The following is a 16,582-nucleotide window of genomic DNA, read 5'->3' as shown; positions in this document are numbered from 1 at the left end:
GCGTGCCCATATTAATGTAAGATAGGCCCAAATATATGGAAGATATAATTTTATATACAAAAGAGGCACCCTCGAGAGGGTGCCTCTTATTAGTTCTTAGTCGTTAAATAACGAATTATTTTACGTCTTCGAAACCTTTTTGTAAGCGAACATAGCTTAAGCGACGTTCTTTAGCGTCTTTTTCAGTTTTAGCGAACAATTCTTCTGCAACATCTGGAGCTGCTTTAGCCAAGGAAGCGTAACGAACTTCACCTTTAAGGAAGTCTTGGAAGCTTTCAGTTGGTTCTTTGGAATCCAAGGAGAATGGATTTTTACCTTCTTCTTTAAGTTGAGGGTTGTATCTGTAAAGATCCCAGTAACCAGCTGCAACTGCTTTACGTTGTTCTTCTTGAGCTTTACCCATACCAGCTTTGATACCATGGTTGATACATGGGCTGTAAGCGATGATCAAGGAAGGACCTGGATATGCTTCAGCTTCTGCAACAGCTTTCATCAATTGGTTTTTATCTGCACCCATAGCTACTTGTGCTACGTATACATAACCATAAGACATAGCCATCATGCCAAGGTCTTTTTTCTTAGTACGTTTACCAGAAGCTGCGAATTGAGCAACTGCTGCTACGTTAGTGGATTTGGAAGCTTGACCACCAGTGTTGGAGTATACTTCAGTATCGAATACGAAGATGTTGATGTCTTCGCCAGAAGCTAATACATGGTCAACACCGCCGAAGCCGATATCGTATGCCCAACCGTCACCACCGAAGATCCAGTGGGAACGTTTGATCAAGAATTGTTTTTTCTCAAGAATTTCTTTCAATTCTGGAGTTGTAGCACCTTCAGCTTCGATAGCTGCTACTAAACGTTCGGAACGTTGACGAGTTGCTGCACCAAGGTTAGCGAATTCGATCCATTGTTCCAAAGCTTCTTTCAATTCGCCTGTAGCAGTTTCTACAGCTTTAGAAGCTAATTCTACTAATTGTTGACGAATTTTCTTAACGCCGATGTACATACCATAACCATACTCAGCATTGTCTTCGAACAAGGAGTTTGCCCAGGAAGGACCTTGACCTTGTTGGTTAGTTGTGTATGGAGATGCAGGCATGGATGCACCCCAGATGGAGGAACAACCAGTTGCATTGGCAATCATCATGCGGTCGCCGAACAATTGAGTTAACAATTTAGCGTAAGGAGTTTCACCACAACCTGCGCAAGCACCGGAGAACTCGAACAATGGTTGTTCGAATTGGGAACCTTTAACAGTTTCCTTCTTCATAGGGTTTTCTTTTACAGGAAGGTTAACACCGTAGTTCCATGCTTCAGCTTGTTCGATTTCGGAATCGATGGAAGTCATTACGATAGCTTTGCCCTTAGGAGCTGGACAGATATCAACACAGTTACCGCAACCCAAGCAATCTAATGGGGATACAGCGATACGGAATTGAAGGTCTTTAGCGCCCAATGCAGGGATTGTATCGAAATGTTCTGGAGCTGCAGCCACTTCTGCTTCAGTTGCCAAGATTGGACGAATTGTAGCATGTGGACATACGAAGGAACATTGGTTACATTGGATACAGTTTTCTGGTAACCATTTTGGAACGAACAATGCAGGACCGCGTTTTTCGTATTTAGCAGTACCAGCAGGTAATGTACCATCTTCGTAACCAGAGAATGTGGATACAGGAAGATCATAACCAGCTTGTGCATTGATTGGTTGTGCAATATTTTGAACGAAGGATGGGCAAGATTCGCAACCAGGTTTAACTGCGTGATTGCCGTCATCAACAGCGTCTTTCCAGCTAGCAGGAACATCTACTTTTACCAAAGCGTTAACGCCTTGATCGATAGCAGCGTTGTTCATGTCAACGATGTTTTGACCTTTTTTACCGTAAGAAGTTACTACGGATTCTTTAAGGTATTTAACAGCATCATCTACAGGGATGATTTCAGTCAATTTGAAGAATGCAGCTTGAGTTACCATGTTGATACGACCGCCCAAACCGATTTCGGAAGCGATTTTCGCAGCATTGATAATGTAGAAGTTCAATTCTTTTTCTGCGATTTGACGACGTAATTTAGCAGGTAAATGTTCGTCTAATTCTTCAGGAGACCAAGTACAGTTCAATAAGAATGTACCACCTTTTTTGATGCCGCGGATCAAGTCGTATTCATGTACGTAAGATTGACGGTGACATGCTACGAATTGAGGTTCAGTAATCAAGTAAGGCAAGTTGATTGGGTTTTTACCAAAACGAAGGTGAGACATTGTTACGCCACCAGATTTTTTGGAGTCGTAGTCGAAGTATGCTTGAGCATACATGTCAGTGTGGTCACCGATGATTTTGATAGCGGATTTATTCGCACCTACAGTACCGTCAGAACCGAAGCCCCAGAATTTACATTCAGTCAAACCAGGAGTTTCAACTTCTACGCCTTCAGCACGATCTAAGGACAAGAATGTAACATCATCATTGATACCCAATGTGAAGAATTTCTTGCCGTTTTCAGCAGCCAAGTTATCGAATACAGCTACGATGTCTGCAGGGATAACGTCTTTGGAGCTCAAACCATAACGACCAGCGATAACTTTTACGTTACGGCCACCGTCGATTACAGCAGCTTGTACGTCCAAGAACAATGGTTCAGCCAAAGCGCCTGGTTCTTTAGTACGGTCAAGAACTGCAATGCGTTCTACTGTTTGAGGAAGAGCTTTCAACAAACGATCTGTTGCGAATGGACGGAACAAGTGAACGTTGATGAAACCAACTTTGCGGCCCAATTTGTTTAAGTAGTCAACAGTGGATTGAACTACTTGAGCGGAGGAACCCATAGTTACGATTACGTCAGTTGCATCAGGAGCACCATGGTAGTTGAACAATTGGTAGTTAGTACCAGCCAATTTGTTAACTTCGTTCATGTAGTGTTCTACAACGTCAGGAACGTTCAAGTAGAATTTGTTGGATGCTTCACGATGTTGGAAGTAAACGTCAGGGTTTTCTGCAGTACCACGAGTTACAGGAGCATCTGGGTTCAAAGCATTTTTACGGAATGCTTTAACAGCGTCCATGTCAACTAATGGTTTTAAATCTTCATAGTCCCAGATTTCGATTTTTTGAATTTCGTGGGATGTACGGAAACCGTCGAAGAAGTTGATGAAAGGTACACGAGTTTTAATAGCTGTTAAGTGAGCTACAGCGGACAAGTCCATTACTTCTTGTACGGAGGATTCAGCAAGCATAGCGCAGCCAGCTGCACGAGCAGCCATTACGTCTTGATGGTCACCGAAGATAGCCAAAGCGTGTGCAGCCAATGCACGAGCAGCTACTTGGAATACACCTGGAAGTAATTCGCCTGCTACTTTGTATAAGTTAGGAAGCATCAATAACAAACCTTGGGAAGATGTGAAAGTTGTTGTTAATGCACCAGCTTGTAAAGAACCGTGAGTTGCGGCAGCAGCACCTGCTTCAGATTGCATTTCTACAACTTGAACAGTGTTACCGAAGATGTTTTTACGACCAGACGCAGCCCATTCGTCAATGTGTTCTGGCATTGGGGAAGATGGAGTGATTGGGTAAATCGCAGCAACTTCTGTAAAACCATAAGAAACGTGAGCAGCCGCTTGGTTGCCGTCCATAGTTTTAAATTTACGACTCATGTGATTATTGCCTCCTTAAGCATTTAGCAAAAATAGAACACTTGCTTAATCTATCATTATGTTTAGGAATAACAACCATTACAAACTTGCGCACATGAAAAAATAATGCAATAATATATATGTTATATATAATATGGCATTATGTGTGAACATACTTTTGTATTGGGCACAACCATAATTCCTAATATCATAACTTGATATAGCCCTATAAGCACATTATAACGTGCTGGGCCCTATCAACGCAACACATACAGTGACTGTCGCTTTGCCAATATTGCTATCCATGCTTTACATAAAGTAATAGCTAATTGCGTTATAGTAATAACTATTCTCATTTAGTTTAGGTCACTTCCTATAACCAAGTTTTATTTTTAGGGGGGTAATTATGGATTTTCATCATTTGAAATACTTCGTTGAAGTAGCTGATCAAAAAAGCTTTAGTAAAGCTGCGCGGAATTTGCACATCTCCCAATCCGCTATCAGCCGTACTATTAAAGCTTTAGAAGACGAACTTGGTGTTGTTCTCTTCATGCGTAATGCTAAATCTGTAGAACTTACTGATGGGGGTACCATCTTCTTAACCCACGCAAAACGCGTAGTATTCATGTTTGAACATCTTAAAACTGATTTTGAAAACGAGTTTCGTTTGGAGCAAGGTTCCATCAGAATTGGTATTCCACCAATTACCGATGCACCTATCTTTGCACAGCTTTTAGGGGAGTTCAAAAAAGTATATCCACAAATCGAACTAGAACTTTATGAACAAGGTTCTAAAAAAGTTGAGATCAGTGTTCAAGAAGGCTTAATTGATATTGGTATCATTTGTACGAAACCAAATCCTAAAGAATTTGAGTCCTTCTACCTCACTAGTGACCCACTTTCCGTTATCGTTCCAAAATCTAGCCCTCTAGCGAAAGAAAAAGAAATTCGTTTAGAAATGCTAGCTGATGAATCCTTCGTATTGCACAAAGACGACTTTAACTTGCATGACGAAATCATCAAAGCTTGTAAACATACCGGTTTCCAACCTCATATCGTATTTGAAACAAGCCAACGTGATCTCATGTTGCAAACAGTTAGTGCAGACCTTGCTATCGCATTGTTGCCATCTCGCCTCTGCCCTGAGGTTGGTGAAAACACTGAGGTTGGTTCGAAGGTCGTTGTACGTCCACTCGTACCAGAAATCATTCATACCCTTTATGTTATTTGGAAAAAAGGTCATTACCTCTCCCACGCTTCTCGCTTGTGGTTAGACTTTGTAAATTCCAAATTACCATTACCTGGATTACAACTCGAGGATCGTCAATAATGAACAAACCATCTGGGCTCGCATCTAAATTGCGGGCCCTTTTGAAAGCTAAAGAAACACCCATGTGGGGCGTTATTATCGTGCTGGTTATTGTCATAATCTTCCAGCAAATACAAATTTCAGAATTACAATGGCGCGTCGATGAAGACCATGATGGAGCCTCCGTCGATAGTGTCGCTGGTCGCCTTTACATCCTAGAAGGGATGGCTAATAAACATAGCGACCAAATCGATGATGTCTTTAAGGATATCCGCCAACTACAAAATGATGGTGCCAAATACGACTGGGAACTAAAACAACTACAATGGTTGCACCCAGAACTCAAAGTACAACCACCAGAAGCTAACCCTTCACCATTCAAATCGACAGATTTAAACCTCGATATGAATCCTGGGAAAGTACCGGATGTAATAAAACAAAGTCAATAAAGAAATCAGAAATAAATAAAAGCACCTTATACCTATACAAAAGTCATCACAAATGACTCTTCTCATAGGATATAAGGTGCTTTTATCGTTATTCTTTTATAGATTTAATTACTCGTTTTCCCATACATCTTTACAATGACGAATTGCTTCTACTTGCGATACGCTTCCAATTTATATGCATATTCAGTTAAAAGATTATTTGAATAAATTTTTTCATTTTTTGAATCTCTAACTTCTTTCCAAATAATAGATGCTACTTTTAATTTATTCGAATAATTACAACTACATTCATCTGCACAAAAATCCTTAAAAAATTGATTCCATTGACAAACCGAATTGTCATACTTTGCATAATCTGATTCACCATAATATACTTTCAGCAAATCTCCAATTGTAAAGCTTGTATTTTTTTCACTCTTTACTTTTCTCCAGGCAGTAGCCATATCAGCATTAAATTTAAATCGTGAAACACCTATTAAATCAGAGAAATATTCTCTAAACTTCGTATTAAAGGAAAAATTACATTCAAGTAATGGTGTATCTAAAGTAATAGTTTCCACTTGCCTTCTTCTATTTTTTATTGATGATTTTTTAATTAAATTGCCTTTAAAATACTGCTCAATAATATGATTGAGTTCTTGTTTTGTCCCCCTATATTCTAATCCTAATGATTTACATATTTGTGAAAGTTCATCACGATACCAATAATATTTATTAAATTCATCAAATGATGAAATTTCATCAAACTTGGGTCTACACGCTTTCAATCTTTTGTCTCCTTAAGTTTAAGATACAGCATTTACAGATGTGCCTATTGTAAAAGTTGCTAATACGGTTGCTAAAATAACGTTCTATACATATTATTCTCTCTTTTTTATCCTGTAGATTCTATTATTCTCATTATACATAAAACAGCATTATTACTAAAGAAAAAGAGCTATACCCCATACATTCGCTACAATGTGAATGTATTAGAGATATAGCTCTTTTAATTTTGAAATTTGATGCAGGACTACTTAGTCATCCTTGTGTTCCATAGATTTAGGCAATGTCAAAATCAATAGAGCTGCAAGGAACATACAAGCGCCCATTACATAGTAACCATAAGTAAAGCTGCCTGTATGACCATTGATGAAACCAAGCATGTAAGGACCTACCCAGCCACCCATGTTACCTGAAGAGTTAATGAGTCCCATCGCCCCCGCTGCAGCAGCACCAGATAAGAAGGTTGTTGGCATTGTCCACCATACACCCATGCCACCGTAAACGCCTACAGCAGTTAAGCAGATAAAGAATAAACTAATTTCTGGGGATGAACTATGTGGTGTTGCTAAGAAGCCAATAGTACCAATGAACAATGTAGTAGCAACATGCCAACGTTTTTCATTGCGCTTTTCAGAGGAATAACCACAATATACTTGTACAAGTAATGCAGCAGACATCGGAATCGCAATAGACCATGCTACTACGCTTGGCGGCCAACCAGATAAGCTTTTAAGAACTTGAGGCATCCAGAAGCTAAAGCCCCAGAAGCCAATAACCCATAAGAAGTAAATTAACGCTAAACGTAATACTTTTGGATCTTTTAAAGCTTGCCATGTAGTATATTTCTTTACAGCTTGCTTTTGTTGCTCTTCTTTTTCAAGTTCAGCCTTGATATACGCTTTTTCTGCATCAGTTACCCAAGATGCATGATCTGGACGTTCTTTCATCCAGAATGCGAAAATGAACGCAAAAATTACAGCAGGAATGGCTTCAACGATAAAGAGTGTGCGCCAACCATGCAAACCAAAGAATGTTGTATCTAGCAAGATACCTGCCAATGGACCACCAATGATGTTAGAGAACAATAAAGATGTTAACATCAAGGAGATCGCTTTCGCACGTTCCTTTGGCAAGAACCAATTCGGTATCAGTAACGAATAAATTACAGGATATAAAGAGGCTTCACATAGACCGAGTAAGAATCGATAAATATAAAACTCCAACTCTGTAGTCATCGTCGTCATAAGAATACATACGAGACCCCAACTAAACATGATACGAGCCACCCAATGCATAGCGTTACAGCGAGCAGCTATTAAGGATGCTGGCACTTCAAATAAAACGTAGCCAATAAAGAAAATACCGGCCCCCATACCGAATACCTCTGGCGTTAACCATGGTAAATTCTCTTTCATGGTCAAGCCTGCATAGGCAATATTAACACGGTCTAAGAAGGCAATGATGGAAACAATAAATAAAGGTAAGACTACGTGTAGCATACGCCGCTTTGTAAAGTCTTTGAAATCGATGGCCCCACTTTGAGGCTCTGGTGTAGATGAGTTCATATAATTCCTTTCTACTACTTAAGATATTACATACCTTACTATCTTAAGAAAACAAAAGTCCTCTGTCAATGGAATTATATAGAATATAGAAATAACAAATAGGAATAGTAACACCAAAATAATAGCCTTTAAAAATAGAAAAAGGATATTTGCTAGGAATGACTGTATAAAACAAAAAGCACTTTATAGTATAAATATATCTCTATCACAAGATAAGAAAATACTATAAAGTGCTTTCATATTAATTTGTACTAACAGGATCATAATCAGCAGGCACAGGAGCAACGATACTTACAAAGATAACATCTTCTGTCCCAGTATTTTTTGCGCCATGACATTCACCCTTTTTAGATACTATAACTTGTCCCTTTGTAAAAGGCACCTCTGTATCAGGCGTTGGATAAAATACCCCCTTACCTTGCAATATAACCCATATATCATCAGAGTTATGATGGTAATGCTTTGGTAAGGTTTGCCCAGGTTTAATAACCCATACTGAGCCACCTGTGGAATCAGTTTGATAAAATGGAGTCCTAACAGCTTTCTCCAAACTTTCAACTTTCACAAGTTCCATGTCAAAAATACGTTGATTACTCATAATGCTCACACCTTTCATCGATTAACAACTAACGAGTACCCGATGCATATTCTCCCATATTAATATCTATAACAGTTCGAACAGGTTGAATTAAGGAGTCTTCATACTGAACCGTCCATTTAATATCTGGATTCATATCTCCATTTTCTAAGCCTGCAATTGTTTGCCCGTCATCAATAGGATTATCGTGCTCAAAGATATAGTACAACACACTATACGCATGATTTACGATTTCATCGGGATTCATGCCGTGAAAATGGTACTGCACATCAGGGTAGAATAAAGTGCTCATACCTAACGTATCAACCATCATGTCATCTGTGCCTTGAATGCTAAAATATCGCACATTTACGGCATAATAAATAAAACGAGTCACATTTTTATCTGGATGATTTTCAATAGTGTCACGACTTAAGACCTTCCGAGACGGTCCAAAGACAACGGCCTTGCAAGATGGATATAGCTCTAGCAGTGCATCTACATATTTCACGAGCATATCAGCACGTTCTTTAGGCTCTAAACCTGACGCTAACATATCTGTAGCAAATACTCTATATTGGCACTCATCTAGCAACTCGTCTACATTTGGACAATCCCACACCTGACTACGTTCAAAATCATCTAGTACAGGTTTATCGATTTTCTCACAATTCGTCACCATCAAGGTCGGTGGAACATCAGCATCATTATCCTCATAATGAACCTTATAATCCTGAGGCGCAAAACCAGCAGATTCAACACCATAGCTAAAGCAATCAACAGTGCCTAAATGCTTTGTAAATACCTCTACCATTGTATCGCGGCTAGGCATATCACACTGCTCTGGCATTAATAACTCAACGAAAAACAAACCGCCAGGGCGAACAGAGTTGTCTGTTAGATCTTGCTTAAATACTTGGCTCATATGCTCTCTCCTAATTTTCAACTATTTTTCTGATGAGTGTATTAGTTTATACCATTTTACAATACCCTCAGGGATTAAACAACTATTTCCCTCTATTTTTTCTTTTGCCCAACTATAAAGTTCATCCGGAGAAATACTATGTATATTATCTATATGAGTATCACCTTGAACCTTACCTTCAGATGTAAATAAGTATACTTCTTTATTCGGATGGTCTTTAATCAGCTCTATATAATCATTAATATTTAATTCTTTATTTCCTTTTTTCACTTGAGGATATGCTAATTTACCATTAATTGGATTAACTAACACACATTCATATAATTCAGTAGCTATCTTATTTGTAGATGGAATTGCGATATAATTTGCCTTATCGTATAAATATAAACAAACTAAATCCTCACAATCATTTGGAGATAAACAATCATAAAACAATTGTTGTAAAAACTCTCTATTTGAATGCTCTAATACTAATGGTTTTCCCCCAAATGCATATTCAGCATATTCAAACATATAGTCTTTATTTATACGTTGTATAGTTCGCCCTCGAATAAAGGCTGTTGCGACTGCTCCTGGCACCTGGCTTTCATCACCAATCCGTTCCCACTTAACTCCTGTAATTTGATTAGCTGCATCAAAATCTAATGCATCCTTGTCACAATTATACATAAAATTAGAGTTTTCGTTTACACGCCCTAGATAATAAATACCATTATCACGCATCCAAATATAGTCCCCTGGCTTCACTCGTTTTATAGTTTCTACAGCAACTATCTTCTTACCAGGTTTAATATTGAATAAATTATACTCTTCAAGAACCTTATAATAAATATCTTTAGATTGAATACTAGCTCTGATAGATTGAATTTTATCAAAAGCTTCTGCATTATACTCTTTTATTTGATCATCATTGATACTCCACCCTACAGCTGCAATAGATTCTTCTTTACAATAAGTAGATATTTTTTTACCATCTTTACTATCTGTTTTTGTTTGTAATCTCCATACATTCCCCATTTGACACTCCTTTAAATTTCACATAATACACATCTTTCACTTTATAGTATATCGGATGTTTATAAGTACTACAACTACGTAACCAACGTTTTAATAATAATAAAAAGTCTACATTTTTACAGCAGGTTAGAGTTATCTCTATATGCTGTGGCATCACGTTTATATAATCCAAGCATAAGGATTTATATTCAGGTTCAAATCGTTTCATACTTTCTAATGTTTGTAAAAATTGCGCATATAAATAATCAATACTTTCAGAACGATTACCAAGTTTACAACTCCCCATATCAAATAGATTGCGATAAGAAATATCTCCAGGCAACACAGCCATCCAGTCTAAGGCATACTCTGATACACCAAAAACTGTATTTTCAGGATTAGGTCCATCTAAATCATCCTGTAACCAAGCTGATATTATTTGATACATAGTTAGTTCGCCTACATCACTATAAAATTCACCTAACCCCTCCAGGTCAATCTCTAACTTAGCAATACAACGGTACATAGAAACTACCTCCTAAAGATCTCCAATCTTCTTATAGTAAAAGTATAACTATATCCATGTACTATTTTTGCCACATCAGATTTTGTGAATATTTTTTTAGCTAGTACCAAAGCATTATATAAACATCAAAAGACCCTATCCATGAGTCCAAGGACAATGGATAGGGTCTTTATATTATCTAATCAGCATAGGATGATAAGCCGATGGCGGAACTGTTCCGGATTCCCCGGACTTTCAGCACTACTCAATTATAGAGGTTTACGAACCACGTCGATGATAGAGCCATCGCGATATTCTACGATTGCGATGATATCTTCGTCTTTATCAGATACAGGGATATCTTGTGGTTTACCTACTAAATCAAATGCTAATTGTTGTAATTCTTCAATTGTGAAGATAGGCAAGTTGCTATCTTTGAAGCGTTCAATCAAATCAGTACGAGCTGGGTTGATTGCGATACCGTATTCAGTAACGAGTACGTCAACAGAGGAGCCTGGTGTAATTACAGTTGCAACTTTGTCACGGATCATTGGCAAACGACCACGGATCAATGGACAAGTAATAACTGTACATTTAGCACCTGCTGCTGTATCGGAGTGACCGCCAGAAGCGCCCATCAATACACCGTTAGAGTCAGTCATTACGTTTACGTTGAAATCAAGGTCGATTTCAGTAGCACCAAGGAATACTACGTCTAGGTAGTTTGTAGTGCAGTCAGTCCATGGGTTAGCATACATGGAAGCGGACATTTCGATGTGTGCAGGGTTTTTATCTAAAGAAGCTGCTGCAGTTGTATCGAATGTTTGAGTATCGTAAATTGCACGAATCAAACCTTCTTCAAGCATACCAGTCAAGATACCAGTAGCACCACCGATAGCGAAGCCACCTACTTCACCGCGTTTGCGAAGTTTTTCAGCGATAAATTTCGCCACAGTCAATGGAGCACCACCAGCGCCCAATTGGAATACGAAACCATCTTTAATGATGCCAGCTTGGTCAAGGAATTCACCAGCTAATTCAGCAATTTTAATTTGGATAGGATTTTTAGTGAAACCTACCGCACCAGAAGCGATACCTTCTGGATCACCAATGCTTTCAACCTCAACAACATAATCTACGTCAGTTTGAGGGATTGCATAGTTGTGTACATAGTCAACTAAGTTATCTGTGATAATAACAGTTGTATCTGCATAGTGGGAGTCAACTTTAGCATAGCCAAGTGCACCACATGCGGATTTACCCATACGACCAGTAGCATTACCACGAGGATCAGCTGTAGGAGCAGCCATGAAAGCTACGTCGATATGAACTTCGCCAGATTCGATAGCACGAGCACGGCCACCGTGGGAACGAATCACTACAGGGCGTTTCAATACGCCTGGGTTTTGTGTTAAGAATTTACCAAGACGATCGCGCAAGCCAGATGTTTCAATAGCTGTTACAGTACCATCTTGAATCATTTCTACTAAGAACTCATGGCATGGGGATAAGGAGGAAGACGCAATTGTAATGTCTTTAATACCTTTTGCTTGAACGCGTTCCATAACCATTTTCATTACATAGTCGCCATTGCGCAAGTGATGATGGAAGGACAATGTCATACCATCTTTTACGCCAGCTTTTTCGATTGCTTCATCAATAGAAGCAAGTACTTTATTAGTACCAACACGACTCATGTGTACAGGTTTACCTGCGCGATGAGCTTTAGGTTCAATAGCGAATTCACCTTGATATACTTCGCGACCTTCTAGTGCTGGAATGTTTGTTGGGATATCGCGACCTACTTTATTTAACATCGTATTCTGCTCCTTCCTCTAATTCAACTTTAATGCCTGCTGCACGTGCTTTATCAACTACGCGTTGTGCACGTACTACGATAGGACCATCGATCATTTTACCATCTACGGAGATTACGCCTTTATTGTTGCGCAATGCATCTGCATAGCTGTTCAATACCTTAACGGAATGAGCGATTTCTTTTTCGTCAGGAGTGAATACTTCGTGGATAATTTTAATTTGGCTTGGGTGGATACAAGATTTGCCATCGTAGCCCAAAGCTTTAATGAATTCAACTTCTTCGCGGAAGCCTTGTGGGTCTTTCACGTCGGAGAATACAGTATCAATTACACGGATACCTGCTTCACGTGCGGCATGAAGAATTGTTTGACGAGCGAACAATAATTCAACAGCTGGTTTATGTTTACCTGTACGAAGGTCAGCACGATAGTCTTCAGCGCCAAGAGCGATAGCAACTACGCGAGGACCATGGCAGATTTCACGAACATTGTACAAGCCACGAACAGATTCGATAGCTACGATAATATTGATAGTACCTTCTGGCCAGCCATTAGCTTTTTCTACTTCTTCAATTTTCTTCGCTACGATTTCAACTTCAGACACGTCTTCAGTTTTAGGCAAACGAATCATATCAGGTTTAGCTGGAACGATTACATCAAGATCGTCATAGCCATAAGGAGTTTGTGTAGGATGGTTGATACGAACAACTGTTTCTGCACGGAATTTACGAGATTTCAATGCTTCTGCAGTTAAAAGACGAGCTGTGTCTTTTTCTGTAATAGGCACGGAATCTTCGATATCGATCATGATGGAGTCAGAGCCGTGAATATCAGCACTGTTAATCATTTTAGGTGTATTACCAGGTACGAACATCATGGAACGAGACAAGCGTTTTTTAGCAGCCTCTGTTAATGGATTTGTCTTAACTTCTGGGAATGTTTTATCGTTAGCCATTATGCTTTGCTCCCCCTTTCCAATGCGCCTAATACGCGAGCTTTAATTGTGTAATCCCAAGCATTTTTATCTTGTACGATTACTTTTACGCCGTCAAAACCAGCTTCTTTAACTGTGTTTAAAACAACGGATTTAATTTGATCTCCGTATTGGCGGATAACTTTGGATGTTAATTCAATTTCGATACCGCTAGCAATCGGTTCAACCGTTACTAATGCATCATTTTTTTCGTCGAAGCCAGCTTGTGCAGCTTTTACTAATTGTGCCATGTTGCATCCTTTCACTAAAAATATATCAAATGGCAAAGACCAGACGTGTCGCGAATGTCTGGTCCGTGCCGTTAAAACAATGTTGATTATAAAATTACATGGTGATTAAATCATACCGATGAAAGTCCACCAAGGAATACCTACTACAAAGAGTAGAATCCAACTCAATACTGCTAAGATTGCACCAGCAGTCCACCAATCTTTCAAGTTATTGTAACCTGCAGAGTAGATGATTGGACCAGGAGATGCACCGTAGTGAGTTACAAGACCACCAAACGCATTTGTTGCAAGCAATACTAAACCAAACATAACAGGGTTAACACCAGCTGCCATACCTACAGTTAAGAATACTGGAAGCATAGATGCAATATATGCAGTACTGGAAGCGAATAAGTAACGAATGACTACGCTAATAGCAGAAAGAATCAATACAACTACGAGTGGAGATACATCGAGTGCCAAGTTTGCTTGCATAAATGCTGCAAGCCAAGCGAAGAATTTAGCTTTTGTTAAAGCAGTAGATAAACCAAGGATAGCACCAAACCAGATGAATGTGTTCCAAACAGCTTTAGTTTGAACCATGTCATCCCAAGTGATGATACCAGCGAAGAATACAACAGTCATAGCAACTAAAGCTACTGCTGTTGGGCTCAAGTCAAAACCGATGGAAGGCAATGCCCAACCGATAAGAGCAAGAATAAATACAACAGCCAAGATTTTTTCAGACATTTTCATAGGTCCTAATTTGGCAAGACCATCAGCAGCCAATTTCTTATTGTCAATTTTTACTGCTTCAGGACGGTCAATCCAGTAACCTACAAGTGGTACGAAGATTAACATTACAAGACCTGGAAGAGCTAAGGCCAAAGCCCATTCAGCCCAAGTCATGTTAAGACCAGTGATTTTAGTAACAAAGTCCAACGCCAACACGTTAGGAGCCATTGCTGTTAAGAACATGAAGGATGTAATTTTTGTTACGAAGTAACCATTCATCAAGATGAAGGAACCACCGCGTTTGGCAGTATCGCCAGGATAAGAACCGATGGATTCAGCAATGGATAAGTTAATTGGATATACGATACCAGCCGCACGTGCTGTGTTAGAAGGTGTAGCTGGAGATAATACTAAATCAAGAAGTGCTGTTACATAACCAAGACGCAATACAGTAGAACCGAATGCATTAATCAAATGGTATGCAACGCGGTGACCAAGGCCAGTTTTACCAAACGCAACGCTCAAAGAGAACGCAGCGATGATCATCCACAATGCTGTGGAGCCATAACCTACCAAGATATCTTTTGCATTGTCTAAGAATAATGCAGAAGCAGATAATACAGCTAATAAAATAATTTGAATTGGGTATGGTTTTAAAATCAAACCTACGATACCTGCAATGTAGAAGCCTAAGAGGCGCCACGCTTCCGCAGAAAGCCCTGCTGGTGGAGTTGTAAACCAGAGGATAATTGGAATTAGCACGATAATGGCTAATTTTACGAGTCTTTCCATGTTTTTTCCTTTCTTAAAAACCTAGGCATGTATATCATCCTAACACTCCCTTTGAGATTCGTGATACGCGACTATCATCTATTGAACTCTAGGAGGCTTTGTCTACACTCATTATATATGCTTAAAAGAATTATGAATAATAGATTACCTTTATAGGGGTTATAAAAACTTTTATACCTACCATTCATACTTTTTATGCATTTTGAGCATAGATTTGCAGCCCCAAATGAAAAAAATGCATGTATACGTCCCCAAAGGGGGTATACATGCACTTACATGGTTACTGCCTTGCTCTTTCGAGACACCTTTATTATGACTGATTATATCGAAAAAGTCTAATACTGAAATAGCATGGATAGACGTTTGCAAAGCCTTATATAGACTCGATTTGTATAATCTATCCTTTATATTCTCTAAAAATACTATTATCTACGACAGTATGTTTTTTATAGTAATCACGAACATACTCAATGAATGTTTTAACTACCACAAGATTTTCTGCATCCTTTGTGTACACCATGTTGGTATCACGAGTGATATATGTGCCATCTTTACTACGCAATGGACTTACGTAAATATCCCTGTCCTTACATGATCCAAGGCCCATATAGGTCAAAATAGACCAGCCAAGGCCAGCCCGTACAAAGTGACGGCACGTACTCATAGAGTTTACATCCATCGCAACGCTCGGTGGCTCTTCAAAATGTTCGGCACACCACGTTTCAATGATATTGGCTACGGATGCATCGGTTTGGTATTTAATGAATGGTACCTTTTCAAGAGATTCTGGTGGTACTAATTCCTTATACACCAAGCAATACGGTTCCTCTAATAGTAATTCAGATTTACCAGATACATCATATCCGCCACGAGCAAAGGCAACCATACAGTCACCAGTATTGAACATTTTTACTACTTGATGGCTGAAAGCAGTCTTTACTTGAATATGCACATCTGGATATTGTTCGCGGAAGGATTTCAGTAAGGCCGGTAGTTCATAGTCTGCAAAATTGATAGATGATGCGATTTTCAAGGTTCCTTGAATCTTACCAGACGCTGAGTTCATAGCATTTTCTAAGGCCTCTTGATCTTGCATCATTCTTTTACAGTAATCATAGAAAATCTCGCCTTGTGCCGTAAGGGCAATTCCTTCAGCAGTACGCAACAACAGAGAATGGCCCAAGGCTTTTTCCATATGGCGCAACCGATAACTAAGCGCTGGTTGCGATAAAAATAGTTTTTCTGCAGCCCTTGTAATATTGCCTTCATCGACAACGGTGACAAAGGTTTGCCATTCTCTATCGTCCATAGTA

At 39.1% G+C, this 16,582-nt stretch carries 14 protein-coding genes; 2 read left to right on the top strand and 12 right to left on the bottom strand.

Annotated features, from left to right (window positions below):
• Positions 1-115 precede the first annotated feature (115 nt).
• Positions 116-3,652, bottom strand: coding sequence for a pyruvate:ferredoxin (flavodoxin) oxidoreductase (gene nifJ, locus ACDF53_RS05870; RefSeq protein ID WP_370815717.1), 3,537 nt, complete (start codon positions 3,650-3,652; stop codon positions 116-118).
• Between the two features lie 385 nt (positions 3,653-4,037).
• On the opposite strand from nifJ, the gene ACDF53_RS05865 reads away from it, so the two are divergent.
• Both ACDF53_RS05865 and ACDF53_RS05860 read left to right on the top strand, forming a co-directional pair.
• Positions 4,038-4,961 carry a LysR family transcriptional regulator gene (locus ACDF53_RS05865; protein WP_105089649.1) on the top strand — a complete coding sequence of 308 codons (924 nt, stop codon included), beginning with the start codon at positions 4,038-4,040 and terminating at the stop codon, positions 4,959-4,961.
• The gene (locus tag ACDF53_RS05860; protein WP_370815716.1) at positions 4,961-5,389 is read left to right on the top strand and encodes a hypothetical protein; all 429 of its coding nucleotides are present in this window, start codon (positions 4,961-4,963) and stop codon (positions 5,387-5,389) included. Before ACDF53_RS05865 ends, ACDF53_RS05860 begins: the two co-directional genes overlap by 1 nt.
• 149 nt (positions 5,390-5,538) lie before the next feature.
• Here ACDF53_RS05860 and ACDF53_RS05855 read toward each other — a convergent pair whose 3' ends face one another.
• The 11 genes from ACDF53_RS05855 to ACDF53_RS05805 form a co-directional block, all read right to left on the bottom strand.
• Positions 5,539-6,156: an SAP domain-containing protein gene (locus ACDF53_RS05855; RefSeq protein WP_178885417.1), complete on the bottom strand. Its 618-nt coding sequence runs from the start codon at positions 6,154-6,156 to the stop codon at positions 5,539-5,541.
• Positions 6,157-6,405: 249 nt separating this feature from the next.
• Entirely contained in the window at positions 6,406-7,719 is a 1,314-nt protein-coding gene (locus ACDF53_RS05850) for an MFS transporter (protein WP_370815715.1), read from the bottom strand.
• Between the two features lie 241 nt (positions 7,720-7,960).
• Complete coding sequence (locus ACDF53_RS05845) at positions 7,961-8,317, bottom strand: cupin domain-containing protein (protein WP_058948382.1); 357 nt, start codon at positions 8,315-8,317, stop codon at positions 7,961-7,963.
• 28 nt (positions 8,318-8,345) lie between these two features.
• The gene (locus ACDF53_RS05840) at positions 8,346-9,221 is read right to left on the bottom strand and encodes a DUF4261 domain-containing protein (protein ID WP_298631996.1); all 876 of its coding nucleotides are present in this window, start codon (positions 9,219-9,221) and stop codon (positions 8,346-8,348) included.
• Positions 9,222-9,242: 21 nt separating this feature from the next.
• A complete protein-coding gene (locus ACDF53_RS05835) occupies positions 9,243-10,238 on the bottom strand; it encodes a hypothetical protein (RefSeq protein ID WP_213467169.1) in 996 nt (331 codons plus the stop codon).
• On the bottom strand, positions 10,201-10,743 hold the full coding sequence (locus ACDF53_RS05830) for a hypothetical protein (protein ID WP_213467170.1): 543 nt from the start codon (positions 10,741-10,743) through the stop codon (positions 10,201-10,203). Before ACDF53_RS05830 ends, ACDF53_RS05835 begins: the two co-directional genes overlap by 38 nt.
• A 248-nt stretch (positions 10,744-10,991) precedes the next feature.
• Positions 10,992-12,539: a citrate lyase subunit alpha gene (gene citF, locus ACDF53_RS05825; protein ID WP_060924527.1), complete on the bottom strand. Its 1,548-nt coding sequence runs from the start codon at positions 12,537-12,539 to the stop codon at positions 10,992-10,994.
• Positions 12,529-13,494: a CoA ester lyase gene (locus tag ACDF53_RS05820; protein WP_005382238.1), complete on the bottom strand. Its 966-nt coding sequence runs from the start codon at positions 13,492-13,494 to the stop codon at positions 12,529-12,531. The genes citF and ACDF53_RS05820 overlap by 11 nt, the downstream gene beginning before the upstream one ends.
• A complete protein-coding gene (gene citD / locus ACDF53_RS05815) occupies positions 13,494-13,763 on the bottom strand; it encodes a citrate lyase acyl carrier protein (protein ID WP_009351290.1) in 270 nt (89 codons plus the stop codon). The genes ACDF53_RS05820 and citD overlap by 1 nt, the downstream gene beginning before the upstream one ends.
• A gap of 105 nt (positions 13,764-13,868) precedes the next feature.
• Complete coding sequence (locus tag ACDF53_RS05810) at positions 13,869-15,269, bottom strand: DASS family sodium-coupled anion symporter (protein WP_370815714.1); 1,401 nt, start codon at positions 15,267-15,269, stop codon at positions 13,869-13,871.
• A 397-nt stretch (positions 15,270-15,666) separates the two neighbouring features.
• Complete coding sequence (locus ACDF53_RS05805) at positions 15,667-16,578, bottom strand: LysR family transcriptional regulator (RefSeq protein WP_370815713.1); 912 nt, start codon at positions 16,576-16,578, stop codon at positions 15,667-15,669.
• Positions 16,579-16,582: the final 4 nt, after the last annotated feature.

Source organism: Veillonella sp. (genome assembly GCF_041333735.1).
In the GTDB taxonomy this organism is placed as follows: Bacteria; Bacillota; Negativicutes; order Veillonellales; family Veillonellaceae; genus Veillonella.
Note: the sequence above shows the minus strand (reverse complement) of the source record. Positions and strands in the feature narration are given on the sequence as shown.